Annotated in this window: 18 protein-coding genes; 14 read left to right on the forward strand and 4 right to left on the reverse strand. The window is 43.5% G+C overall.

Annotated elements, in window-relative coordinates; translation table 11 throughout:
- Positions 1–21 precede the first annotated feature (21 nt).
- From fis to HH682_RS09595, 4 genes are all read left to right on the forward strand, one after another.
- Positions 22–318, forward strand: coding sequence for a DNA-binding transcriptional regulator Fis (gene fis, locus HH682_RS09580; RefSeq protein ID WP_048912826.1), 297 nt, complete (start codon positions 22–24; stop codon positions 316–318).
- A gap of 457 nt (positions 319–775) precedes the next feature.
- A complete protein-coding gene (locus HH682_RS09585; protein ID WP_214237343.1) occupies positions 776–2332 on the forward strand; it encodes a type I restriction-modification system subunit M in 1557 nt (518 codons plus the stop codon).
- Positions 2329–3600, forward strand: a complete 1272-nt coding sequence (locus HH682_RS09590) for a restriction endonuclease subunit S (protein ID WP_214237344.1) — start codon at positions 2329–2331, stop codon at positions 3598–3600. Before HH682_RS09585 ends, HH682_RS09590 begins: the two co-directional genes overlap by 4 nt.
- 122 nt (positions 3601–3722) lie before the next feature.
- Entirely contained in the window at positions 3723–6845 is a 3123-nt protein-coding gene (locus HH682_RS09595) for an HsdR family type I site-specific deoxyribonuclease (RefSeq protein ID WP_214237345.1), read from the forward strand.
- Positions 6846–6910: 65 nt separating this feature from the next.
- On the opposite strand, the gene HH682_RS09600 is transcribed toward HH682_RS09595, so the two are convergent.
- Positions 6911–7594: a hypothetical protein gene (locus HH682_RS09600; RefSeq protein WP_214237346.1), complete on the reverse strand. Its 684-nt coding sequence runs from the start codon at positions 7592–7594 to the stop codon at positions 6911–6913.
- Between the two features lie 527 nt (positions 7595–8121).
- Positions 8122–8361 carry a DUF1471 domain-containing protein gene (locus HH682_RS09605; protein WP_092670971.1) on the reverse strand — a complete coding sequence of 80 codons (240 nt, stop codon included), beginning with the start codon at positions 8359–8361 and terminating at the stop codon, positions 8122–8124.
- Positions 8362–9223: 862 nt separating this feature from the next.
- On the opposite strand from HH682_RS09605, the gene HH682_RS09610 reads away from it, so the two are divergent.
- From HH682_RS09610 to HH682_RS09635, 6 genes are all read left to right on the forward strand, one after another.
- Positions 9224–10366, forward strand: a complete 1143-nt coding sequence (locus HH682_RS09610) for a porin (protein WP_338049332.1) — start codon at positions 9224–9226, stop codon at positions 10364–10366.
- Positions 10367–10805: 439 nt separating this feature from the next.
- Positions 10806–12272 carry a glycine betaine/L-proline transporter ProP gene (gene proP, locus HH682_RS09615; RefSeq protein WP_214237348.1) on the forward strand — a complete coding sequence of 489 codons (1467 nt, stop codon included), beginning with the start codon at positions 10806–10808 and terminating at the stop codon, positions 12270–12272.
- A gap of 357 nt (positions 12273–12629) precedes the next feature.
- The gene (locus HH682_RS09620) at positions 12630–13157 is read left to right on the forward strand and encodes a fimbrial protein (RefSeq protein WP_214237349.1); all 528 of its coding nucleotides are present in this window, start codon (positions 12630–12632) and stop codon (positions 13155–13157) included.
- Between the two features lie 28 nt (positions 13158–13185).
- On the forward strand, positions 13186–13866 hold the full coding sequence (locus HH682_RS09625) for a fimbrial biogenesis chaperone (protein WP_250318645.1): 681 nt from the start codon (positions 13186–13188) through the stop codon (positions 13864–13866).
- Positions 13867–13979: 113 nt separating this feature from the next.
- Positions 13980–16457: a fimbria/pilus outer membrane usher protein gene (locus tag HH682_RS09630; protein WP_250318646.1), complete on the forward strand. Its 2478-nt coding sequence runs from the start codon at positions 13980–13982 to the stop codon at positions 16455–16457.
- Between the two features lie 7 nt (positions 16458–16464).
- Complete coding sequence (locus HH682_RS09635) at positions 16465–17571, forward strand: fimbrial protein (protein ID WP_214237351.1); 1107 nt, start codon at positions 16465–16467, stop codon at positions 17569–17571.
- Positions 17572–17603: 32 nt separating this feature from the next.
- Here the strand turns inward: HH682_RS09635 and HH682_RS09640 are convergent, their stop codons facing one another.
- Complete coding sequence (locus HH682_RS09640) at positions 17604–18989, reverse strand: sugar porter family MFS transporter (RefSeq protein WP_250318647.1); 1386 nt, start codon at positions 18987–18989, stop codon at positions 17604–17606.
- A 27-nt stretch (positions 18990–19016) separates the two neighbouring features.
- Entirely contained in the window at positions 19017–19637 is a 621-nt protein-coding gene (locus HH682_RS09645) for a nucleoside/nucleotide kinase family protein (protein ID WP_214237352.1), read from the reverse strand.
- Positions 19638–19878: 241 nt separating this feature from the next.
- Here HH682_RS09645 and HH682_RS09650 point away from each other — a divergent pair, with 241 nt between their 5' ends.
- From HH682_RS09650 to HH682_RS09665, 4 genes are all read left to right on the forward strand, one after another.
- On the forward strand, positions 19879–20538 hold the full coding sequence (locus HH682_RS09650; protein ID WP_420826199.1) for an HAD family hydrolase: 660 nt from the start codon (positions 19879–19881) through the stop codon (positions 20536–20538).
- 81 nt (positions 20539–20619) lie between these two features.
- A complete protein-coding gene (locus HH682_RS09655) occupies positions 20620–21372 on the forward strand; it encodes a gluconate 2-dehydrogenase subunit 3 family protein (protein ID WP_214237354.1) in 753 nt (250 codons plus the stop codon).
- Complete coding sequence (locus tag HH682_RS09660; RefSeq protein WP_214237355.1) at positions 21369–23129, forward strand: GMC family oxidoreductase; 1761 nt, start codon at positions 21369–21371, stop codon at positions 23127–23129. The genes HH682_RS09655 and HH682_RS09660 overlap by 4 nt, the downstream gene beginning before the upstream one ends.
- A complete protein-coding gene (locus HH682_RS09665) occupies positions 23126–24349 on the forward strand; it encodes a c-type cytochrome (protein WP_214237356.1) in 1224 nt (407 codons plus the stop codon). Before HH682_RS09660 ends, HH682_RS09665 begins: the two co-directional genes overlap by 4 nt.
- Positions 24350–24353 lie beyond the last annotated feature (4 nt).

The raw sequence follows: 24353 nt of genomic DNA on the forward strand, positions 1-24353 counted from the left end.
AAAAAAAGAGCTCAAAGAACTATGTTCGAACAACGCGTAAATTCTGACGTACTGACCGTTTCAACTGTTAACTCACAAGACCAAGTCACCCAAAAACCATTGCGTGATAATGTAAAACAAGCTTTGAAAAACTACTTTTCACAGTTAAATGGTCAAGATGTTAATGAACTCTATGAACTGGTCCTGGCTGAAGTAGAACAGCCCCTGTTGGACATGGTAATGCAGTACACCCGTGGTAACCAGACTCGTGCAGCACTGATGATGGGCATCAACCGTGGTACCCTGCGCAAGAAATTGAAAAAATACGGCATGAACTAATCTTCATTCGTAACTGATTCAAAAGAAAGGCATTATTCTTAATTGAGTAGTGCCTTTTTTTATGGGGGTGACTTTAGGGTATTTTGTAACGTCCTCACTAACACTCAAACATCCTCTAACCTACTCATTATCTCCTTCCCCTTTGTATTTATCTTCGGTGCTCGATAACGTCCTTAGCGACAAGGACGATCAACGTCAGCAAAGGCAATGCCTAAAGGGTATTGGATAGCACGCTGTAGCTAAGGAGGCAGGTAATTAAGATGATTGAGCGGCATTGTGACAATAATCGTCTTTTAACCTGTAAGTGTTTTATAATAGGTAATTATTATGCAGAATAAGACCATCATGGTTATCCCTTTTTCTCGATAACCCTCGCATTATTTCTTTCTTAGTGTTCCGCTTTTCGCTACTGAACCGCGTGTTCGCTCAGGATTGCCTTTTATATCTAGGACAGTGAATGACAAGTCGACAACAACGTGCTGAGTTACATCGTCAAATTTGGGCCATTGCGAACGACGTTCGTGGGGCCGTCGATGGATGGGATTTCAAACAATACGTACTCGGCGCATTGTTCTACCGCTTTATCAGCGAAAACTTTTCCCATCATATCGAAGGTGGCGACGACAGTATTGACTACGCGACGCTCGATGATTCGGTCATTACCGATGATATTAAAGACGATGCGATTAGAACCAAGGGCTATTTTATCTATCCAAGCCAACTGTTCTGCAATGTGGCGGCGAAAGCCAAAACTAACGAGCGTTTAAACGCCGATTTAAACAGTATTTTTGTGGCAATCGAAAGCTCTGCAATGGGGTATCCCTCTGAGCCCGATATTAAAGGGCTGTTTGCTGATTTCGATACCACCAGCAACCGTTTAGGGAGTACGGTTAAAGATAAGAATAGCCGCTTATCTGCTGTCTTAAAAGGGGTTGAAAAATTAAACCTGGGTAATTTCGATGCGCATCAAATAGACCTGTTTGGCGATGCCTATGAATTTTTGATTTCCAACTATGCAGCCAATGCGGGGAAATCGGGCGGTGAGTTCTTTACTCCTCAACACGTCTCGAAATTAATTGCGCAGCTTGCAATGCACGGTCAGACCGAAGTGAATAAAATCTACGACCCGGCAGCCGGCTCAGGCTCATTGCTGCTGCAAGCGAAAAGACATTTTGATGACCATATCATTCAAGATGGTTTCTGGGGGCAAGAGATTAACCATACGACCTTTAACCTTGCGCGGATGAATATGTTTTTGCATAACATCAACTACGACAAGTTTAACATCACGCTGGGTAATACCCTGACCCACCCAGAATTCAAGGATGATAAGCCGTTTGATGCGATTGTCTCTAACCCACCGTATTCAGTGAAATGGAAGGGTAGCGATGATCCTACGTTAATTAACGATGACCGTTTCGCGCCTGCCGGTGTGCTGGCACCTAAATCAAAGGCTGATTTCGCATTTGTGCTTCATGCCCTCAATTACCTATCCGCCAAAGGCCGTGCCGCCATCGTCTGTTTCCCAGGCATCTTTTATCGTGGTGGGGCTGAGCAGAAAATCCGTCAATACTTAGTCGATAATAACTATGTTGAGACCGTGATTTCTCTGGCCCCGAATCTTTTTTTTGGGACGAGTATTGCCGTTAATATTCTGGTGCTGTCCAAGCATAAAACGGAAACCAGTGTGCAGTTTATCGATGCCAGCGCACTGTTTAAGAAAGAAACCAATAATAATATTCTGACCGATGAACATATTGAGCAGATTATGCAGGTTTTCGAGAGTAAGGCAGATACTGAACACTTTGCTCAATCTGTGCCGATGAATGCCATTGCCGCCAATGACTACAACCTCTCTGTCAGTAGCTATGTGGAAGCGAAAGACACTCGTGAAGTGATTGATATCACTGTACTCAATGCAGAACTGAAAACCACTGTCAGTAAAATTGAGCAGTTACGCAAAGATATCGATGCTATTGTTGCAGAGATTGAAGGTGCTGAGGTGCAGGCATGAGTGAGCTAAGCTATCTGGAAAAACTGCTGGAGGGGGTTGAGGTTGAGTGGTTACCTCTGGGAGATATAGGTAATTTTATTCGAGGCAACGGACTTCAAAAAAAAGACTTTATCGAAATAGGTTTCCCTGCGATACATTACGGTCAGATTTATACAAGGTATGGATTATCAGCAGATAAAACATTTACCTTTGTTTCCTCTGAGCTAGCTAATAAGCTGAGGAAAGCTCAAAAAAATGACTTACTATTAGCTACAACATCTGAAAATGATGTCGATGTCGTAAAGCCCTTAGCATGGCTTGGTGAGGATGCTGCTATTTCCGGTGATATGATGTTATTTCGGCATGAGCAGAATGTTAAATATCTCGCCCACTTTTTCCAGTCCGAAATATTTCAGACGCAAAAAATGAAATATATTACCGGAGCTAAAGTTCGCAGGGTTTCAAGTGGTGACTTAGCTAAAATTGTAGCCCCCATCCCTTGCCCCAATAACCCAGAAAAATCGCTGGCAATCCAATCTGAAATCGTCCGTATTTTAGATAAATTTACTGCCCTTACCGCTGAGCTTACCGCTGAGCTTACCGCTGAGCTTACCGCACGTAAAAAACAGTACAACTACTATCGTGACCAGTTGTTGAGTTTTAAGGAGGGAGAGGTTGCTCACCTTCCGATGGGGCAAAAAGATATCGGCGAATTTGTTCGAGGGGGTAGTCTGCAAAAGAAAGACTTCACTGAATCAGGTGTTGGATGTATCCATTATGGACAGATATTCACGTACTACGGAACATTTGCAGATAAAACAAAAACATTTATATCTGAGTCTCTCGCTAAAAAGTGTCGTAAAGCTCAATCAGGAAATCTAGTTATTGCAACAACCAGTGAAAATGATGATGACGTATGTAAAGCTGTAGCATGGTTAGGAACTAATGATATTGCTATAAGCAGCGACGCTTGTATTTATAAACACACACTGAACCCTAAGTATGTCTCTTATTTTTTCCAGACAGAGCTATTTCAAAACCAAAAACGACAATACATCACTGGTACGAAAGTTAGACGTGTAAACGCTGATAATTTAGCGAAAATATTAATACCAGTTCCATCATCACAAGAACAATCGCGTATAGTTTCGATTCTCGATAAATTCGACACGCTCACTAACTCTATTTCCGAAGGTCTCCCTCGTGAAATCGAGTTGCGCCAGAAGCAATACGAATATTATCGAGACCTGTTATTTAGCTTTTCAAAACCTGAAGCAGTAACCTATTAATCGATCATGATAATGCCCGCATCACTTTTATTGACGGGCGATAATCATTAAACATAATTTGCCGGTAGCTTTGTGTCACATTGTCCTCTACCGGCCACCCCTACAAGCCGATAGGATGTGCTATGACACAGCAAACAAAAACCATCGCAGAGTCCAATAACTTTATCATTCTCGATAAGTATGTCACGCAATCGGAAACCGGTGACCACTACCAAAGTGAATCGGAACTTGAGCATGAACTGCTTCAGGATTTACGTAATCAAGGCTACGAATTTATCCCTACTCTCAACTCGCAGCAGGCGATGCTGGCCAATGTCAGAGATCGACTACAAGCCCTGAATAACGTCACTTTCACGGACAGCGAATGGCGTCGTTTTACGGAAGAATACCTCGATAACCCAAGTGATTCGATTATCGATAAAACCCGCAAAATTCACGATAACTCTATCTACGACTTTATTTTTGATGATGGTCGTTTGGAAAATATTGCCCTGATCGATAAAAAGCATCTGATACGTAACAAAGTCCAAGTGATTCAGCAGTTTGAACAAACCGGTATACACGCCAATCGCTATGACGTGACAATATTGGTTAATGGTTTGCCGTTGGTGCAAGTCGAGCTTAAAAAACGTGGTGTGGCTATCCGTGAAGCGTTTAACCAGATACACCGCTACAGTAAAGAGAGTTTTAATACCGACAACTCGTTATTTAAATTCTTGCAGGTATTTGTTATCTCGAATGGCACCGATACACGTTATTTTGCCAATACCACCAAGCGTGATAAGAATAGCTTCGACTTCACCATGAACTGGGCGCGTTCAGATAACAGCCTGATTAAAGACCTCAAAGACTTCACCGCTACCTTTTTCCAAAAACATACCTTACTCAATGTGCTGTTCAACTACAGCGTCTTCGATGTCAGTGATACCCTTCTGATTATGCGCCCCTATCAGATAGCGGCGACCGAGCGTATTCTTTGGAAGATTAACAGTGCCTATCAAACGAAGAAATGGAGTCAAACCGAGTGTGGCGGTTTTATCTGGCACACAACCGGTTCAGGAAAAACACTGACCAGCTTTAAATCGGCACGTCTCGCCACTGAGCTAGATTTCATTGATAAAGTCTTCTTCGTGGTTGACCGTAAAGACCTCGACTATCAGACCATGAAAGAGTATCAACGCTTCTCCCCTGATAGTGTTAATGGTTCAAACAGCACCACAGGACTGAAACGCAATCTGGATAAAGACGATAACAAAATTATTGTCACCACCATCCAGAAGCTCAATAACCTGATGAAAGGCGAAGCCGATCTGCCGATCTACCAGAAACAAGTGGTGTTTATCTTTGATGAATGTCACCGCAGCCAATTTGGTGAAGCTCAGAAGAACCTGAAGAAAAAATTTAAACGTTTCTTACAATTCGGATTCACTGGTACGCCGATCATTGCCGGTATCAATTCACAGGGTGCTGAAGGGACTGCCCAAGTATTTGGCCATGCTTTACATGAATATGTCATCACCGATGCGATCCGTGATGAGAAAGTCCTAAAGTTCAAGGTCGACTACAACGATGTGCGTCCGCAGTTTAAAGCGTTAGAGATGGAAACTGATGAGAAGAAAATCAGCGCTGCCGAAAATAAACATGCGCTGTTACATCCCATGCGTATCGCTGAAGTCACCCAATACATCTTAAAAAACTTCCGGCAAAAAACGCACCGCGCCTTCACCAGCGCCAAGGGCTTTAATGCCATGTTCGCGGTGAGCAGTGTCGAGGCAGCGAAAGCCTACTACCAAGCCTTTAAAACGATTCAAGATCAATCTTCTGAACAGGATGCCCGTTACAAACCGTTGACCGTTGCCACCATCTTCTCTTTTGCCGCCAATGAAGAGCAGGATGCGATTGGTGATATTAATGATGAAAGCTTTGACGTGTCAGAGATGAGCGAAAGCTCACGAGAGTTTTTGGAGGCGGCGATAGGTGATTACAACGCACGGTTTAAGACCAACTTTAGCACTGAGGGTAATAGCTTCCAGAACTACTATCGCGACCTCGCTAAGCGGGTAAAATCTCAAGAAGTCGATTTGCTCATTGTGGTCGGAATGTTCCTGACCGGTTTCGACGCGCCAGCACTGAATACCTTATTTGTCGATAAACCGCTACGCTATCACGGTTTAATACAAGCCTTCTCCCGTACCAACCGCATCTACAATGCCACCAAGACCTTTGGCAACATCGTGACCTTTCGTGATTTAGAGCAAGCGACCATCGATGCGATTACCCTGTTTGGTAAGAGTAATACCAAAAGCGTCGTGATGGAAAAGAGCTATAGCGAGTACATGAACGGCTTTACCGATGCCATCACGGGTGAAGCTCGACGGGGCTTTATGGATATTGTGAGTGAGCTTGAAACGCGTTTCCCTGACCCCGCTAACATTACCTCAGAGAAAGAGAAGAAAGCCTTTGTTAAGTTATTCGGCGAATACCTGAGAGCCGAGAACGTGCTGCAAAACTACGATGAATTTGCCACCTTAAAAGCCCTACAGTCAATTAATCTGAGTGATTTTGAAACCGTAGAAGCGTTTAAAGCAGAACACTACCTTGACGATGAAAAGTTAGCTGAACTACAGACGATACGCTTACCTGCAGAGCGTAAAGTACAGGACTACCGTTCCAGTTATAACGATATACGTGACTGGCAACGCCGTGAGCGTGAGTCAGAGGCGAAAGATAAGAGTTCGCTGAGCTGGGATGATGTGGTGTTTGAAGTTGACTTGCTGAAGTCTCAGGAAATTAATCTCGATTACATTCTTGAACTGCTCTTCGAGTACAACAAAAAGCACGCTAACAAAACGACGGTCAAAGAAGAAGTGAAACGTCTGATCCGCTCTAATGCCGGAAATCGCGCCAAAGAAGGGTTAATGGTCGATTTTATTGAGAAAATCAATATTAACAACTTACCTAATAAAGAATCCGTGGTTGAAAGTTTCTACACCTTTGCACAGCAAGCATTACAAGTGGAAGTGGATACCCTGATCAAAGAAGAGAACCTCAACGAAGATGCCGTAAGGCGTTATATCACCTCTTCACTTAAACGTGAGTTTGCAACGGACAATGGCACCGCGCTTAATGAAACATTACCTAAACTTAGCCCCTTGAACCCTCTATATAAGACGAAGAAACAAGTCGTTTTTCAGAAGCTTTCAGCATTTGTTGAAAAGTTTAAAGGGGTTGGGGGAAGAGTTTAAAACCATGCAAGGAGGCTTAAGCCTCCTTTTTGGATTATTTGACAGCTTAACCCTCACTCACGACATTATTGAAAACGCCCCTTGGTAATTCGCTTCGTGAGCTTGTTACCACACTGCAAGTTCTGTTCACCCACATCGTACACATCTCTATTTTCCCAGACGCATTGGTAACACTTTATGAATTCAAAAGCAGGAAAAACCCGGTTAAAAAATAAATAAAGAGTTAATACAGACATCCCCAAGCCAATAATACCGACTATCAACTGTATAACTTGCAGGAATGATAAAAAATAGTCTCTATCCAGTATGGAATCTGATAAAATTACGATCGAATTATAGAGTAAAGACCCCGCAGGGTATAGTAAGTAAATACTCATCACAAAGACTACAATACTAATAAAATAAATACCTTTCTGTAATCTAACACTACCATCGTCACCACAAAAAAACATTCCTGGTAACGATAAAAACCCGGAAAACCCCTTGTTGTCAGCACGGATTTCATTCTTATAGGTATAATAAAAAAGATTTCTCATAAACTGTGGGCTATATCTAATTCCATACTTCAATAATTTATTTTTAATAATATAACCATCGTAACAAGCCTTTGCATCTTTATATATTAATAGGATTAATTCATTCTTATCAGTCAAAGGGAGACTTCGGTAGCTTTTGAAGATCTGAAGCTTTGATAAACGTTTTAAGGTATAAATAACAATAGGTATCAAAATTGTTTTTAATATATCCATATAATACTCACTATGCACTATCAATGTCTCCTTGATTAGTTGTGGAGGACTTCACTTCAAAAAATCATTTTATCTCTATCATTATATTAATAGCACCACCTTCTCCTGTGGGTCAGCAATTAACACCAGTCTCTCGGGTAAATATTGACTGCGATTTCAAACAGCCATCACGCTAGGCAAGGTATGCTTAGATGTTGTTCGACCATATGGGGCGATACTGACACAATGTGTGTATAGCCCAATCAGGTAAGCCATCGATATAGGGTTAGTGAGGTGTTTATTACAGGGTAGAAAGGCTAATGAAAGCCGTTATGACTACTGACTGACCAAGAAATATTGATCTGAAGGGTTACATTTTTAGTGTGATCGCCCAGATATAAGGAATGTCTTACAGACTAACGCTTGCTTGACAGAGGAAGGGACTTAGGCCACCACCGAAGCACGCACGCTTCGGTGGTGGTGACTTATTGTGGCCTAATCTTGCGGGTATCAAAGGTCGTTAAGGTCGGAGATGACTAAAGGATGCCTTAGTTTTTCAATCCGTGTGAGGGTGCGCTGTTAATCTCTGCGGTCATACGCACAAAGTTATTTGAACTCGCGCCCGTAATTCTATACTGACTTCCGGTTTGATGTGCCATCGCAGCAATCTGAGACTCTGCACCATCAAGCGTTGAATCGGTGACTGAAACGCTTTGCGCAAAACTACCAAATGAAAGTAAAGATAAGGCTGTAGCAGAGGCTAACGCGAGAGTTTTTAAGGTTTTCATGATCATGTCCTCGATTGTAAAAAGGGTAATTTGTTTAATTGAGATAATAATAACTATGGTTACTATAACTATATTAACTATATGTGCGATCTGAATAATTATTGATCGAGTGTGTAGTAGCTGGCAGCCCTTCACTCCCCCATCAAAAACCTTGCCCATAGCCCCCTACTCATTTCGGATATCTGTGTTTCGACCGGAAAAATGGAGTGAATGATTATCGAAGGAAGTGACTGAACGCTTATCAAACAGGAAACGGGTAGGATAGCTACGATGATAACGGATTAGTTGGGCTAGGTTTTCTTAGTTATGCGGGGAGAATTAGTCAACAACTTGAAAGTGAATATTGTTTAGAAAGGAAATAACGGTGCTTCCACTAACACTTGAGGCAAAAATACCGACAGAATCCAATCCAGTGAATGTGCCACTTCACAATAGGCTTTTTTTACAAGATTAGTCTTGCATCTGCCACTTACGCGGGCGCATACTCACCGAATTAACACCCCCTCATATTGTCTAGATCTAAAAAAAATTCACTCCTCTCGACAAAAAAATCTATCCATACAAAATTCCAATAAAACACTACGTATTCAATGAATAGTGACGAACATCATATATTTATAATAGCTTTACATTTCTTTAAATTAAATACCTATTTAAATCAATTAGATAATATGTAAATGCCACTTTATGTCAAAAAATCTTGTTGCATCATTTACTGTTCTAACGTTATGTTCTTGGGGTAAGTTCTAAACAAATCGGTACAACAACAATAAAACCGAGTCAGTGGCGTATTTTACCTGCTGATAAGCGTGGTTTAACGATTAACTCTATGAATATAGTATCGCTATGGAGACAGGAAGTGGTGAACAAACATAACATTATCGCCTTCGGTGGCAGTTTGATAGCATTGGCAATTGCCGCACCTTCACACGCAGAAATTACTATTTTGGACAAGAATCCACAAAGTAATTCTTTGCTAGCCCCTTTAAGTTTGCAAGTTGGCGGCAGTATCCGTCCTGAGTGGGTTTTTACCAACGGCCCTGATGCAAATAAATCCAACAAACGCGGTCACGATGGTGGCTCACGTGTACGTTTTCGTGCTGACTATAAATTAACTGACCATACCTCCGTTATTGGCTACTACGAGTGGGGATTCAACGTTCCGCACTTCTTAGGTATGAAAGGAAACTACGAGCCTGGCTCCTTACGTGACCGTCAGCGCCAACTTTATGCAGGTTTCAAAGATGATCGCTACGGTACCCTAACTTACGGTCACCAATATGGTATCTACTACTCTGTAGTCGGGATCAAAAGTGACGTATGGGATAACGATGGTCATGCGGGCGCGACAGGTATTGGATTTAATGGTGACTATGATGGCGCGAATAAGCCTAAAAATAGCATCCTGTATAAAAATACTTTTGGACCGGTTACTGTTTCCGCTAACTATCTTCTGCCTGAAGATCAAAAAGACGATGGTAGCGGTACTGGCCGTTCTTACCGCCGTAATCATGGTGCAGGCTTTGGTTTTGACTACGCCATTATGCCGACCTTATCTTGGGCAGCGGCTTACAGCAGCACTGAAGCTAATGTGAAAAATAGCACCACGCAAAAAGGCTATAATCAGCAAGTCTCAGGCACAGCATTAACTTGGCAGCCTGGTAACTGGTATCTGACCTCAACAGCCAGCTACTATAAAGACTTCGTTCCCTCTACTCGTAACCATACTGTCTCGCATTACTTTGCGGGTAGCGGCTATGGTCTGGAAGAGTTCGTTGGTTACACCTTTAACATTGATAAGCCGTTCCTAAAATCAATCCAACCTTATGTTGCGGTTGACTCCTTACGCCTTAAAGGTGACGAGAATTACCACGCTAATCACGTCTACTTAGGTGCAGGGACTGAGTTCGGACATGGCTTAAGCGTCTACCTTGAAAGAACTATCGCGACCACAACCGATAATGAACCAGATAGTACTTGGATTACTGTATTCTATAACTTCTAATTGATGAGCCAGCTTACCGCGAGGTAAGTTGGTTTTTTCCTATCTCATCTCAATAACTTACCTAAAACACGCTTTTTCCCACTTAACCTCTCTCAACGATAATCTTTTTATCATTTTAAATCAGCAATTTATAAAAAATATTGTCCATATCGTCTTACCTATAAAGTACTTAAAATTACTTGTGACGGGTGTCGAACACTAATAATACTGTTAAATATCAATCTATTAGATTTTTTCTCCCACCTATCTACGACCATAAAATAGACATAAAACCCACTTTTCTTGAAATCTAATCAAAAGCATGTTTACAGTATTAAGCTTAAATTGACCTAAACTTAAGAATATGGGGAAGCTATTTATATCTTTCTTTTCCCACTGAGACGGGATGTCTGGCTAAGAAAGCTATACATTGCTCTATCATTCCATCGTGAGGATCACAATGTCTGTAGAACAACCAACACCACAAAAACCCAAAAAACATTTTTGGAATCGAAAAAAAGAAAAAGAACTGACGTTAGATGATATTACTATCGTCGACAACGATATGCTGAAACGTGCCGTGGGTGCTGCGGCACTGGGTAACGCCATGGAATGGTTTGACTTTGGGGTATACAGTTATCTGGCTGTCACTATTGGTAAAGTCTTCTTTCCTGCGGCAAACGGACCCGCACAACTTATCGCGACCTTTGGTGCCTTTGCTGCCGCATTCTTAATTCGGCCAATCGGAGGATTAGTGTTTGGGCCTTTGGGCGATAAGATTGGTCGTCAAAAAGTACTCGCCATTACCATGATTATGATGGCCATTGGTACTTTCTGTATCGGCTTAATTCCCTCTTATCAATCGATAGGTATTGCTGCTCCACTATTACTGCTCGCTGCCCGTCTACTACAAGGCTTCTCCACAGGAGGAGAGTACGGCGGTGCTGCAACCTTTATCGCTGAGTATTCTACAGATAATCGCCGTGGCTTTATGGGGAGTTTCTTAGAATTTGGGACCTTAGGCGGTTATCTTATCGGGGCAACGCTTGTGACCGCGATGACATCTGTCTTCACCCCACAACAAATGCTTGATTGGGGATGGCGTATACCCTTTTTCATCGCTGCACCCTTGGGTATTTTTGGCTTGTATGTACGTTTGAAACTCGAAGAAACCCCCGCTTTCCAGCAACATATGGAGAAGCAGGAAGCCTTAGAACACAGTAAACCACGCTTAGGGTTATTTCAGCTACTGAATAAATACCGTGGACAGATGCTTAAGTGTATTGGCTTGGTATTACTGTTTAACGTTTCTAACTATATGCTAACGTCCTATATGCCTAGCTACCTAACGGGGATTTTAGGGTTAAGTGAACTGAGCAGTCTGCTACTGATTATGGTTGTGATGTTTGTCATGATGCCATTAACGCTAATGTCAGGGCACTGGACAGATAAATTGGGCCGTCGACCTGTCATTGCGGGAGGCGCTATTGGCTTAATCCTCTTTTCAGTTCCCTGCTTACTACTGATCAGTTCTGGGAATATGTGGTTAGTCTTCTTAGGGCTCATTATCTTAGGGCTGATCCATACTTGCTTTAGCGGAACGATGCCCGCAACGCTGCCCGCATTATTTGCGACCGATATTCGTTATAGTGCGCTGGCTATTGGCTTTAATATTTCTGTCTCACTGTTCGGTGGTACAACGCCATTAATTACCGCATGGTTAGTCGATACCTCACACAACCTTTTAATGCCTGCCTATTACTTAATGGGAGCAGGGGTTATTGGCCTAGTGACTGTCTATACCTTGCGTGAAACCGCACGTAAACCACTAGCCGGTTCAGGCCCTGCGGTAGCGAACAAAGCGGAGGCCATGAGCCTGTTGAAAAAGTTGAAGCAGAAGAAGATGAAACAATCTCAACCTAAATAGATCGACAGTTATCGAAAGAGATACCCTTCTTCGCTGCACCCCAAACGCTGAATATTCACTTTGGGGTGTTTTTTTATGATCTAATCCCTGCTCATTCTTATCTCACGAACCGACTTTCCCAATCTATTTTCTCTTGATCCGCATAACCCTCCGTTGACCATCCCGTATCAATCCATAGGAAGAATTTTTTTACCAATGATTAAGCCATAATTAATAGCCAAAACAAATCAAGTAAGATTAATCCTAACGGTAATATTCTTAGCAGGATGTAAGCAAAGCTAATGGGTTCATCAGTTTACTTCTTAAGGTAACCGTCAGGCCCAAACTAACTTCATACTAAAAAATAAGGTCATCGCTATGAAAAAAAAATACCTCCCTTTGATTGCTCTTTCTTTCGTTTCTGCCTCTCAAGTATTCGCTGCTGATGGTACTGTAAACTTCACGGGTACCATTGTTGGTACAGCTTGTACAGTGAATGGTGATAGCGGTAGTACCGCAATTAACGTACCAATGGGGACTTACTCAATAGCCTCTTTAGCATCAACGGGTTCACAAACCCCACCACAAAACTTCAATATCAATTTAACTAAATGCCCAAATAGCGGTGTTAAAATCCGGTTTGATGGTACTCCAGTCAGTGGAAATAGCACATTATTGGCACTCTCTCCAGGACAAGATGCAGCTAAAACAATCGGTATTCAAATCACCGACCTTACCAGTAACGTCGCGTATAATATTTCTGGCCAGACTGATGCCGTTGCATTCCAAACACCAACGTCTGGTAACATAAGTATTCCTTTAGCGGCCCGCTATAAAGCTTATCAAACTGGCGTCGTGCCTAGTACTGCAAATGCATCTATTGCATTCAACCTTGAGTATAAATAATACAGCCTATAAGTGGCTATCAGGATAAATGATGAAAAAATTAAATCTGCTACTTGCCCTATTATTCTTGTCGTACCAAGCATCTGCAGCAGTTCAACTGATGGCCACACGAGTAATTTATAAATCGAGTAATACTTCTGCGGCGCTACCTATTCATAATGAAAGTACCGGTAATTATCTAGTCCAGACTTGGTTAGAGAATGCCAATAAGGGTACAGCGAATATCCCTTTACAGGTCGTGCCGCCAATATTGAAATTAGATGCAGGTAAAGATGCAAGCCTGCGATTTATTTACTCTGGAACCTCGCTTCCAAGTAACCAAGAATCATTATTTTGGATAAATATTCAAGAGATCCCACCTGCCACGAAGGAAGGTAATACATTACAAATAGCGATCCATAATCGTATTAAGCTATTTTTCCGACCAGACGGTCTAAATACAAATTTAGACGAAGAAGCAAAAAAACTAATTTGGTCTAAGTCTGGAAATACAATAACGATTAAGAATAATGGACCGATGTATATTTCACTGAATACTTTGAATATTAGTTCCAGTAATAGCAAAAATTTAGATCTCGATATGATTCCGCCATTTAGTTCTAAAACGGTTACTTTACCGACTGGATACTCAATTACTAACGGCGTATCATATAGCTACATTAATGATTTCGGTGGTATTACGGAGATCAAAAATCACTCAATTAATTAATTGATTAATAAGGTTAACATTTCATGGCAGTGAACAATTTATCTTATTTATTAATATTCACTTCCATATTGTCTGGTCTAGTTTCTACTTCACCCCATGCCGAAGAGTTTAATATGGACTTTGTGCATGGTAATGGAAATATCTCTTCCGTTGTTTCTGTCACGGGAGGTAACAGCATTCAACCGGGTAGCTACCCATTTGACCTATACCTCAACAATAAGAAAATCGATAACTTAAACGTTACGTTTGTCAAGAATAAAACAGGGTCTGCAGTGTATCCCTGTTTCAGTGGCGACCAATTAATCCAGTATGGCGTAAATGTTCCTGAAGCCTTCACACGACAGAAATGTATTAATGTGATGAGTATGTTTACAGACAGTAAAATCGACACTGATATTAATACGCAAAAAATAACATTAATTATCCCTCAGATACACCTTATTAATCTTCCGGCAGGAACGGTTCCCCAACGTCTTTTGGATAATGGGATTAATGCCGGCTTCGTAAATTATAATTTCAACTACAGTAATAATAAATATAAAGGTAACAACGCCTCCACTGATAATTATAGCTATTTGTCTCTTAATAATGGAGTTAATTTAGGAGCCTTTCGATTCCGTCAAAATTCTAACCTCACCCACAGTTCATTGATGGGCACACACTGGACGAATATTGCAAGTTGGGCTGAGACAGATATTATCCCATGGCGAAGTCGTGTATTGGTCGGCCAAGCAGCAACCAGTAGCGAAGTATTTGATAGTTTTCAATTCCGCGGTGCGCAGATGAGCAGTGTGGAAGATATGCTCCCTGATAGTATGCGCAACTATGCACCAGTAGTCCGTGGCGTCGCAAATTCCAATGCAAGGGTAACTATTCGACAAAATGGATATTTAGTCTATTCGACGACTGTTCCTCCAGGCCCATTTGCTATTCACGATGTCTATCCAAATAGAAGCGGAACACTCTATGTCACGGTGAGTGAGTCAGACGGTTCAGAAAAACATTTTGAAGTCCCTTATGCTTCGGTTGCAAATATGCTACGCGAAGGGGTCTGGCACTATCAAATCACTGCTGGCCGTTATAATGATGGTAATCATGGATATTCACCTGATTTTATTCAAAGCTCTTTCTCTAGAGGAACGAGCTATAACGTTACACCCTATGGTGGAGTTCTTATTGCCGAAAATTACCGTGCTAGCGTCGCAGGCATTGGTACAGCACTGGGTTCCCTCGGTGCGGTCTCAATTGACGGTACTTATGCACAAACCAACCTAGCCTCCGGCGATAAGAAACAAGGACAAAGTTACCGTTTACTCTATTCCAAATCCTTAAATAACCTTGGAACAGAATTCCGAGTAGCCGGTTACCGCTACTCAACGTCGGGCTACTACGATCTCAGTGATGCGGTTCAAGAACGTCGTGACTGGAAAAAAGGCTATTATGAGAGTAATTATACCGACCCTAATCAAGTGACTAATGGGACTCCCACTTGGGCACAGGAAAATAATACCTCAGTCACCTCAACGAGTTACGCTAATAAAAAAGAGCGTATGGAAGTGGCCATCAATCAATCTTTGGGTGATTATGGCTCATTTTATGTTAACGCCAGTCAACAACGCTATTGGAATAGTAATGCTGCTAGCCGAACAGTGCAGCTCGGCTATAATGGCCATTGGGATAAAATCAGTTACGGCGTGTACTGGCAGAGTACTAAAACTCGATACAATTATTCGGACAACTCTGTCAACGTGACACTGTCGATACCGTTTAATTTCAGTGACAATACCAATTCGATTATAGCGAATACGCAATTAGCTAATAGCAAGCAGAATGGGAGTAGTTATAACACCGGGGTATCCGGTACCCTGCTCGATGATAGCCGCCTAAGCTATGGTGTAAGTACTGGAAACGGCCATGGAACGAGTCAAAATTCTTCAGCGAACCTCGCTTATCGCAGTAATATCGGTAACTTTTCCTCCTCCTACAGCTATAGCAATGATTATCAACAGGCATCGCTCTCTGCCAGCGGAGGCGTTGTTTTACATTCGGGGGGAATCGCTCTGTCTCAACCTCTAGGCAATACCTTCGCCATCGTGAAAGCAAAAAATGCCAGTGGTACACAGGTCATTAACTCGCCCGGTGTCGTCGTCAATAATTCAGGTTATGCGATTGTGAGCAATGTGACGGCGTACCGCTACAATACAATTAGTTTGAGTACTGATAATCTTAAAGCGGGTTTAGATATCCCCCAATCGTCGTTACAAATTGTGCCGTCACAAGGGGCTATTGTTCGCGCTAACTTTCAAACGTTCTACGGATTGAGCTTGCTCATTCATAGCCACCTGCCCAATGGTGGTGCCCCTCAAATTGGTGCCAATGTTTATTCTGAAAAAGGCGTAAATAATGGAACCGTAGGGACAGACGGTACTGTATTCGTATCAGGCACTAGCCCAGGTGAACAATTAACAGTGAAATGGGGTGATACCACTGCAGAGCAGTGCTATTTAATCGTGCCTGAGGACTTATCCCCCATGAAAGCAGGCCAAGGGTATTTAGAACTCAACGCCACCTGTCAGCGGACTAAAGGATAGTACTATAATGAAGGTATTCAATTTATCTCGACGTATCATTTTTATTCTATTTTTATTAGTCGCGAATATTATCTGCTGCCAGCAAAGTTTCGCGCTGTCATGCCGCCAAGGTAGTAGCGCCTCATCAAACGATCCGACCGGTACAACCTTAGCAAATTTCCCGATCGGTTCGGTTGCTTTTGCTAAATCTGATTTCGTTGCTGGCCGCGTTTTATGGCGTTCGGAAACCTTTACATCAACATTTACTTGCTGGGATGCCGACAGTAACCCGTCCGGTGAAGATGCGTATATCTATTGGAATCCATGGGGTGATTTGAATACTGTCGATCCTTCATTAACTATCGGCGTGACCATCAATGGCCGTGATTACGATTCGATCAATAACCAGTATCGTGTTCAGGCCATTAATTTAGGAAGAGGGACGGGCCCTGGTACATACCGTGTATGTATCCGATCATTCTTGGGACTATGCTACGCATTTAAAACCTATGCCAACTCCAGTACACTCTCTTTTTCATTTTCAATTTATATAAAAGCGAGCGGAACTGCACCTCCGGTAAGTTTCTCCAACATATCCCCTGCACGTGTTTTCCAAGTAGATGGTCTGTATGGAATAAATACCTCCACGCAAAATAGTAACTATGTGGCAAACCTAACTAATTTTAGTAACATCCGGATATTGCAATGTACTCCAACCATTACCATCTCTGGAACCTCAGCGAACGCCGTCAACTTCGGGATATTAGCCTCAACCAATGCTCATGCAGGTAAGGTGGAGAAAAGTATTCCCTTTACGGTCACCGCGAATATTGCTGGCGGTGGGTGCTCGGGAGAAAGTTTAGTCGCCAGTTTTAGTAGCCCTGATGCCAGTGGAAGCGCTCCAACACTATTGGTTCCAAACAACCAACCGGGCGTGGGGATTTTTATTACTCCACAAAGCGACACGAGTTCAAAAGTGGTTTTTGGTCAGATAAGTGACTTTACCAGCACAGCAATTACAAAAGATACGACACAAATATCTAAAACTTATAATGCCAATCTACAATGGCTCACTGATAGGCCTACGATCGGTAAATTTTCAAGTACTGCTACGGTTAACGTTACCTTTAAATAGGGATTATGCGCCACCCTTGGTGGCGCTCAGTGTTATTTATTCTGAAACGCATAAAATTTCTTATTTTTCAGATCTTGCTCAATCTGCTCCAAGCTTTTTCCTTTCGTTTCAGGCACGAGATAAATAATAAAAACAAGCGCACCGATCGAAATTGCCGCATACAACCAGAAGGTGTAAGAGGCACCTAACCAAGTCACTAAGCTTAAGGTCGTCAGCGTGACTAATAGATCGAAAATCCAGTGACTGAACGCGCCTAAACTCGCCCCTTTACCCCGTACGAATAAAGGATAGACTTCTGCATTAATCAGCCATATACACACACCGAATCCGCCACAGTTCAGCATTAGATAAGCAGCCAAGCAGACAACAACCAGAATTTGGCTCACTTGGTTTTGTGGTCCATTACCTAAAAAGAGATAACCCATTACGATTAATGCAACAATCGAACCGGGAATAGTCCAGAGGAGATAACGGCGACGCCCTATTTTATCCACCAAAATACTCCCAATCACCGTCATGACGACGACGAGCAGGGTACTTAGCCCCGTACCAAGAATTGCTGCCTGATTAGAAAAGCCGGCATGGGTAAGGATGGTCGGCGCATAATAGATTAATGCGTTATTACCGGTGATTTGCGAGAACATAGCAATCGCTGCACCCACGACCACTGCAGGACGGATCCACGGTTGAGCAAGGTCACGCCACGACCCTTCCGGTTGGTTGGCAACAGTGTGTATCTCTGCAAGTTCCTGCTGGGCTGAAGATTTAGTGCCACGAACACGCGTTAAAATACGCAGTGCTTCATCGTCTCGTTTACGCATCACTAACCAGCGAGGGCTTTCTGGTAGAAAAACCATACCCGATAATAAAATTAACGCTGGAATAACCCCTAAACCAAACATCCACCGCCAATGATCACCCAGAACAAAGCCACTGGCGTAGGCTACCGTTATTCCAAATACCACCATAAACTGGAACAATACAACCATCTTGCCACGGTGCTTCGGGGGAGCCACTTCGGCAATATAAACGGGAATAATTTGCGTTGAACTCCCAGCAGAAAGGCCGAGAATAAAACGCGAAATTATTAAGATAGTCACATTCGGCGACATGGCAGAGGCGATGGAGCCTATGGCAAAAAGTATCGCCACAAAGATGACCATTTTCCGACGGCCTAAGCGGTCTGAGAAAGGGCCCGTGCCTAGACACCCAAATATGGCACCAAAAATAATGGCCCCAGTGACAAGCTGTTTAACCGTATCGTCCATGGCGAAGACTTTACCCAACCCGAGTAGTGCCACACCAATCACACCGGTATCATATCCAAATAATAGCCCACCCAGCGCCGCAATAACGGCAATCCATACCACGATGGCAGGATTAGGCTTTTCGATCTGCCTCTCTATTGTCTTATCCATAGCGTTCCCCAGAATACTTATTTGTCGTTATTGTTTGATAAAAATTTGTTTATCCGCGCGATAAGCGGTGAGCTGAATAAGCTCTGCATTAGGCTGGTCTGTTGTAGCAATCCATTGTTCAGCCTCTTGTTCACTGCGCCCAAACTCCCTATGCCGTCTCTTAAGCTGAGTTAATCGTTGTGTTTCGTCCACATGAATAAACCAGGTTTGGTCTAAAAAAGAGGGAGTATCTGCCCAGCCGGCCTCTTCAGATAATAAGTAATTCCCCTCGGTAATAATTAAGCGTACATCCGCTGGTATAGCGATTTCCCCAGCAATCGACTCTTCAATTTCGCGGTGAAAACATGGGGCATAAACAGTTTCTCGGTGATAACCCTGTTTAACTCGATGCAGTAAGGCGTGATAGCCCCTTACGTCAAAAGTGTCGGGTGCCCCTTTACGCTGTAAGCGGCCTAATGCCTTAAGTTGATTATTTGCAAGATGGAAACCATCCATGGGGATAACCACTAATTTTTCTGTAAATTGTTCTTTTAACCAATCCGTTAACGTCGATTTACCTGCTCCAGGTAAGCCAATAATACCGAGAACATAGCGGTTATCGCCCTCGATCCATTCGTGGAGTTGTTGTAAAGCACTACTATCAATCATAGAAGGTCTATCCGGGCGGAAAATAGGAAGCTAAAGTACTAGTAACTTAAATAACATTTATAAAACACTCCAATAACAAGGGTGAAATTGTGAGCTGGATCATAATGTTGATGTCGAATATGAAGATCTTACTGAATCGTTTCAAACAAACCGACCATTCATAATTGGGATGCGTGATTCAACCTTAGAGGGGGTTCTGCTATGATCGCCTAATCAACGGACTTTTAGTGGGATGGTATCTATGGCTGGCAAGATATTAGGGAACGCGCCGACGCTCTCTGTTTTCGATTTTGATGGAACGTTAACGCGACACGATAGCTTCATTCCTTTTTTACGTTTCGCATTTGGTCGACGTCGCTTCACACGTAAAATGCTACATTTAGTCTTCCCAACCTTACGTTGCTTACGTCGTAAACTGACGCGAGATGAACTTAAAGAAGTTCTTATCAATACTTTTATGAAAGATATCGATGAGCAGTGGGTAAAAGAGAAAGCGGATGCCTACTGTCGTAAATATTTTACCAAGTTAATGCGTCCCAAAGGATTACTGGCCATTGCGGCGGAATTGAATGCCGGAGCAACAGTAACGCTTTGCTCCGCCTCTCCTGAAATTGTATTACGTCCTTTTGCCGATCAGTTAGGGATTAATTTGATCAGTACGCAGTTAGAAGTGGTTGATGGAAAACTTACCGGTAAGATTTCCGGTAATAACTGCCGTTGCGGTCAAAAAGTCGCACGCCTAGAGCAAGTGTATGGCCCTTTGGAGAACTATCACTTACGCGCCTGGGGAGATACACGGGGTGACTATGAACTCCTTTCTGCTGCCCAAGACCCACATTGGCGTTATTTTCACTCCTCATCGGCGCCTAAAAAATCGCCTCTCGATAGAGTTAAAAAGTAAATAAACAAATAAATAACATTTTGTTTACATGATAGACGATTCAATACCATACTAATGGTAAGTCTATTATGGGAAAGCAGAATGAAACTAAAAAAACCACTCGCCGGTGTCAGTCGACGACAGTTGTTAGTATGGTCAGGGACTGCCTTGGTTAGTTATCAAGCGCATGCTGTGACCATTAAGGGTGTTCCCGCTTGGCAACCTTTTGATGACAGTCCCCCGGAGACTTTCGACCAGGCCGGTTATTTATTTCTTAACACATTAGAAGTCGCGACACTCACTGCCATCGTTGACCAACTGATTCCTGCTGATGAGCTGAGTCCAGCCGGCTCAGAGTGCGGATGCGTCGTCTTTATTGATCGGCAGTTGCACGGTTTTTATGGTAATTTCGAACGTCTTTATCGTGAAGGCCCTTTTGAAAAAGGGACTCCCGAGCAAGGGGACCAGTCGCCCCTGACCCCTCGCCAGCGTTATCGTATCGGCCTTGCTGCATTAGAGGCACACAGTCAGTCTTCCTATAAAAAATCTTTCCACGCTATCACCTCTCAACAACAACTTGATCTACTTAAGAACCTTGAAACAGGGGAAATCAATTTCTCGGAAATAAGCGGGAAAGAGTTTTTCGACCAACTCTTACTTAATACGACAGAAGGTTTCTTTGCCGATCCCCTCTACGGCGGAAATCGTGAAATGGTTTCTTGGAATATGTTGGGGTTCCCTGGTGCACGCTACGATTACCGTGATTATATTCACCAGCACAATAAAGATCTTAATCTCTATCCCGTTAGTATCACCGGTGCGCCAGAGTGGGACCAGCAAGGGAAATCATCATGATAAAAAAGCTTCCTGAAACTGAAGTCGTGGTAATTGGTTTAGGATGGGCCGGTTCAATCATCGCTAAAGAATTGTGCGATGCTGGTCTTTCCGTCGTTGGTCTCGAACGTGGGCCATGGCGCGATACGGCAAGCGATTTTAATGTTGCCACAGCAGCCGACGAATTACGTTATAACCAACGCCAAGAATTGATGCTACGTACTCGTCAAAATACCGTGACTATGCGTAACACCGCTTCTCAAGTAGCGCTGCCCATGCGCAGTTGGGGCTCTTTCCATCCTGGGAATGGGACGGGGGGCGCAGGAGGGCATTGGGCAGGAATTACCTTTCGCTTTCAACCTGAAGAGTTTCGTTTAAAGAGCCATCTGCAAGAGCGCTATGGGGCTATCCCCTCGGAGCTGACCTTACAAGATTGGGGCCTGACTTGGCAGGATATTGAACCGCACTATATGTCATTTGAAAGGGTTGCTGGCACATCAGGAAAAGCCGGTGTCCTTAATGGGGTAAAACAGGCTGGCGGAAACCCGTTCGAAGGCGATCGTTCTGGAGAGTATCCAACCCCACCGTTAGCTCAACCTTATGGTCCAACACTTTTTGCTCAAACTGCACGAGAGCTGGGCTATCAAGCTTTCCCTGTCCCCTCATCCTTAGTGTCCGAAGCCTATACTAACCCCTACGGCCTGACCATGGGGGCCTGTACGTTCTGTGGATTCTGTACAAATTATGGTTGTGCCAACTACTCTAAAGCCAGCAGTTTCTCGACGATTTTGCCCGCCTTGATCAGACAGCCTAACTTCGAAGCACGCACCTTTTGCGAAGTGCTTACCGTCAATACTGATGCATCGGGTAAGCAGGCAACAGGTGTGACCTATGTAGATGCTTCAGGCCAGCAGTGGGAGCAACCTGCTCAGATAGTCATTGTCGCGGCATTTACTTTCGAAAATGTACGACTGATGCTGCTTTCGGGGATTGGTAAGCCTTACGACCCAATAAGTAATACTGGGACAACGGGCCGAAATTATGCGTATCAAACCGCTAATGGTGTCACATTATTCTTTGATGATAAAAAATTTAATCCCTTTATCGGTGGCGGCGCGGTAGGTATGGCTATCGATGAGTTTAATAATGATAATTTTGATCACAGTGGCTTGGGCTTTTTTGGCGGTGGGAGTATCAGGGTTACGCCAATTGGCGCCGCCCCAATCAGTTATCATCCTACTCCACCCAACTCACCAAAATGGGGGAAAGGCTGGAAACAAGCGATGGTGAATAACTACCAAAGTACAATGTCTATCGGTTGCGAAGCCAGCAGCTATACCACCCGCAGCAACTATCTCTCATTAGATCCTAATTATAAGGACCCTCACGGCCGGCCGTTACTGAGAGTCACTTTCGACTTCCCCGATAATGACCTGAAGATGGCCAGTTACTGTACCAATAAGGTCGCAGAACTCGCAAAATCGATGAACCCACGAGAAATCGTTGCGAAGCCGACGCAAGGTCATTGGGACAGTAAACCCTACCAATCCTCCCACGTCGTCGGAGGATTCGTTATGGGTTCATCACCACAGACGAGCTCAGTCAATACTCATCTGCAGGTATGGGGGGTTCCCAACTTATTTGTCGTTGGCGCTTCCGCTTTTCCCCAAAACCCTGGTTATAACCCCACCGGCACCGTGGGAGCGCTTGCCTTTCGGGCCTCCCATTCCATCCTTACACACTATTTAAAACATCCACGGGAGATGATTACAGCATGAAAAAGTTTCTTCACTCCCTTCTTATATTCTCAAGTATCGGCTGGCCATCGCTCACGCTGGCTGCGCAAGCGGATTACGATCTGGTTGAAAAAGGTCGTTATTTAACGGTAGTGGGTGATTGCAGTGCCTGCCATACCGCGCAAGACTCTTTACCTTATGCTGGCGGAGTCCCTATTCATACACCATTCGGGGATATCATTGGGGCGAATATTACACCCGATAACGCGACGGGTATTGGGAAATGGAACTTCGATCAGTTTCAGGCTGCCATGCGTGAAGGACATGGTAGGGAAGGTAAAAAGCTCTACCCTGCAATGCCTTACACCGCTTATACCAAAGTCAGCGATCAAGATCTCTATGCGATATGGAGTTATTTACGCGCACTGCAGCCCATCCATAACCGTGTGGAGAGTAACCAGCTGCCTTTCCCTTTTAATATTCGTAGTAGTCTTCTATTTTGGAACTGGATAAATTTTAAAAGCGGAACTTTTATTGAAAATAGTCAACAGAGCGCACAGTGGAATAGAGGTGCATATCTCGTAGAAGGATTGGGCCATTGTGGGACCTGCCATACGGCTAAAAATCTGCTAGGCGGGGACAAAAGCGGTCAAGCTTTGCAAGGTGCGGTGGTCGATAACTGGTGGGCACCCAATATCACCAATAATAACCATCAAGGGCTAGGTCGCTGGACTATTGACGAGATAAAAGAGTACTTACGAACTGGCGCTAATAAATATGATTTTGCTTCAGGCCCGATGGCAGAAGAGGTCAAAAAATCTTCGCAATACTGGCATGAAGAAGATCTTCACGCGGTTGCCGTTTATCTAAAAACCTTAGATCACCAAACACCGATCCCCACCCCACTCTCCAAGGATCAACCCGCCATGCGAAGAGGGTCTGCGATCTATTTTGATCGCTGCTCAGCCTGCCATTTATCGCAAGGCGAAGGGGCTAAAGCAATCTTTCCGCAACTCGCGAATAATCCCTTAATCAATGCGTCAAACAGTGCCTCTTTGATTAGAGTCGTCTTGGCGGGCAGTCGAGCCGTCGATACCGATGCCTACCCAACAGGCGCAGCAATGCCAGCATTTGCTAAGACGCTCACCGATCAACAAATTGCTGATGTCATCACTTGGATAAGAAATAGTTGGGGAAACAGTGCAGAACCCGTAAAAGGTGACGAAGTGAGAAAAGTAAGAGATACCTTAAGCAAGGAATAATTGA

It is taken from the genome of Rosenbergiella gaditana (assembly GCF_018494065.1).
GTDB lineage: Bacteria > Pseudomonadota > Gammaproteobacteria > Enterobacterales > Enterobacteriaceae > Rosenbergiella > Rosenbergiella gaditana.

Coding starts and splice junctions, on each gene's coding strand:
- fis (WP_048912826.1), top strand. CDS start 22: ATGTTCGAACAACGCGTAAATTCTGACGTACTGACCGTTTCAACTGTT.
- HH682_RS09585 (WP_214237343.1), top strand. CDS start 776: ATGACAAGTCGACAACAACGTGCTGAGTTACATCGTCAAATTTGGGCC.
- HH682_RS09590 (WP_214237344.1), top strand. CDS start 2,329: ATGAGTGAGCTAAGCTATCTGGAAAAACTGCTGGAGGGGGTTGAGGTT.
- HH682_RS09595 (WP_214237345.1), top strand. CDS start 3,723: ATGACACAGCAAACAAAAACCATCGCAGAGTCCAATAACTTTATCATT.
- HH682_RS09600 (WP_214237346.1), bottom strand. CDS start 7,594: ATGGATATATTAAAAACAATTTTGATACCTATTGTTATTTATACCTTA.
- HH682_RS09605 (WP_092670971.1), bottom strand. CDS start 8,361: ATGAAAACCTTAAAAACTCTCGCGTTAGCCTCTGCTACAGCCTTATCT.
- proP (WP_214237348.1), top strand. CDS start 10,806: ATGTCTGTAGAACAACCAACACCACAAAAACCCAAAAAACATTTTTGG.
- HH682_RS09620 (WP_214237349.1), top strand. CDS start 12,630: ATGAAAAAAAAATACCTCCCTTTGATTGCTCTTTCTTTCGTTTCTGCC.
- HH682_RS09625 (WP_250318645.1), top strand. CDS start 13,186: ATGATGAAAAAATTAAATCTGCTACTTGCCCTATTATTCTTGTCGTAC.
- HH682_RS09630 (WP_250318646.1), top strand. CDS start 13,980: ATGGACTTTGTGCATGGTAATGGAAATATCTCTTCCGTTGTTTCTGTC.
- HH682_RS09635 (WP_214237351.1), top strand. CDS start 16,465: ATGAAGGTATTCAATTTATCTCGACGTATCATTTTTATTCTATTTTTA.
- HH682_RS09640 (WP_250318647.1), bottom strand. CDS start 18,989: ATGGATAAGACAATAGAGAGGCAGATCGAAAAGCCTAATCCTGCCATC.
- HH682_RS09645 (WP_214237352.1), bottom strand. CDS start 19,637: ATGATTGATAGTAGTGCTTTACAACAACTCCACGAATGGATCGAGGGC.
- HH682_RS09650 (WP_420826199.1), top strand. CDS start 19,879: ATGGCTGGCAAGATATTAGGGAACGCGCCGACGCTCTCTGTTTTCGAT.
- HH682_RS09655 (WP_214237354.1), top strand. CDS start 20,620: ATGAAACTAAAAAAACCACTCGCCGGTGTCAGTCGACGACAGTTGTTA.
- HH682_RS09660 (WP_214237355.1), top strand. CDS start 21,369: ATGATAAAAAAGCTTCCTGAAACTGAAGTCGTGGTAATTGGTTTAGGA.
- HH682_RS09665 (WP_214237356.1), top strand. CDS start 23,126: ATGAAAAAGTTTCTTCACTCCCTTCTTATATTCTCAAGTATCGGCTGG.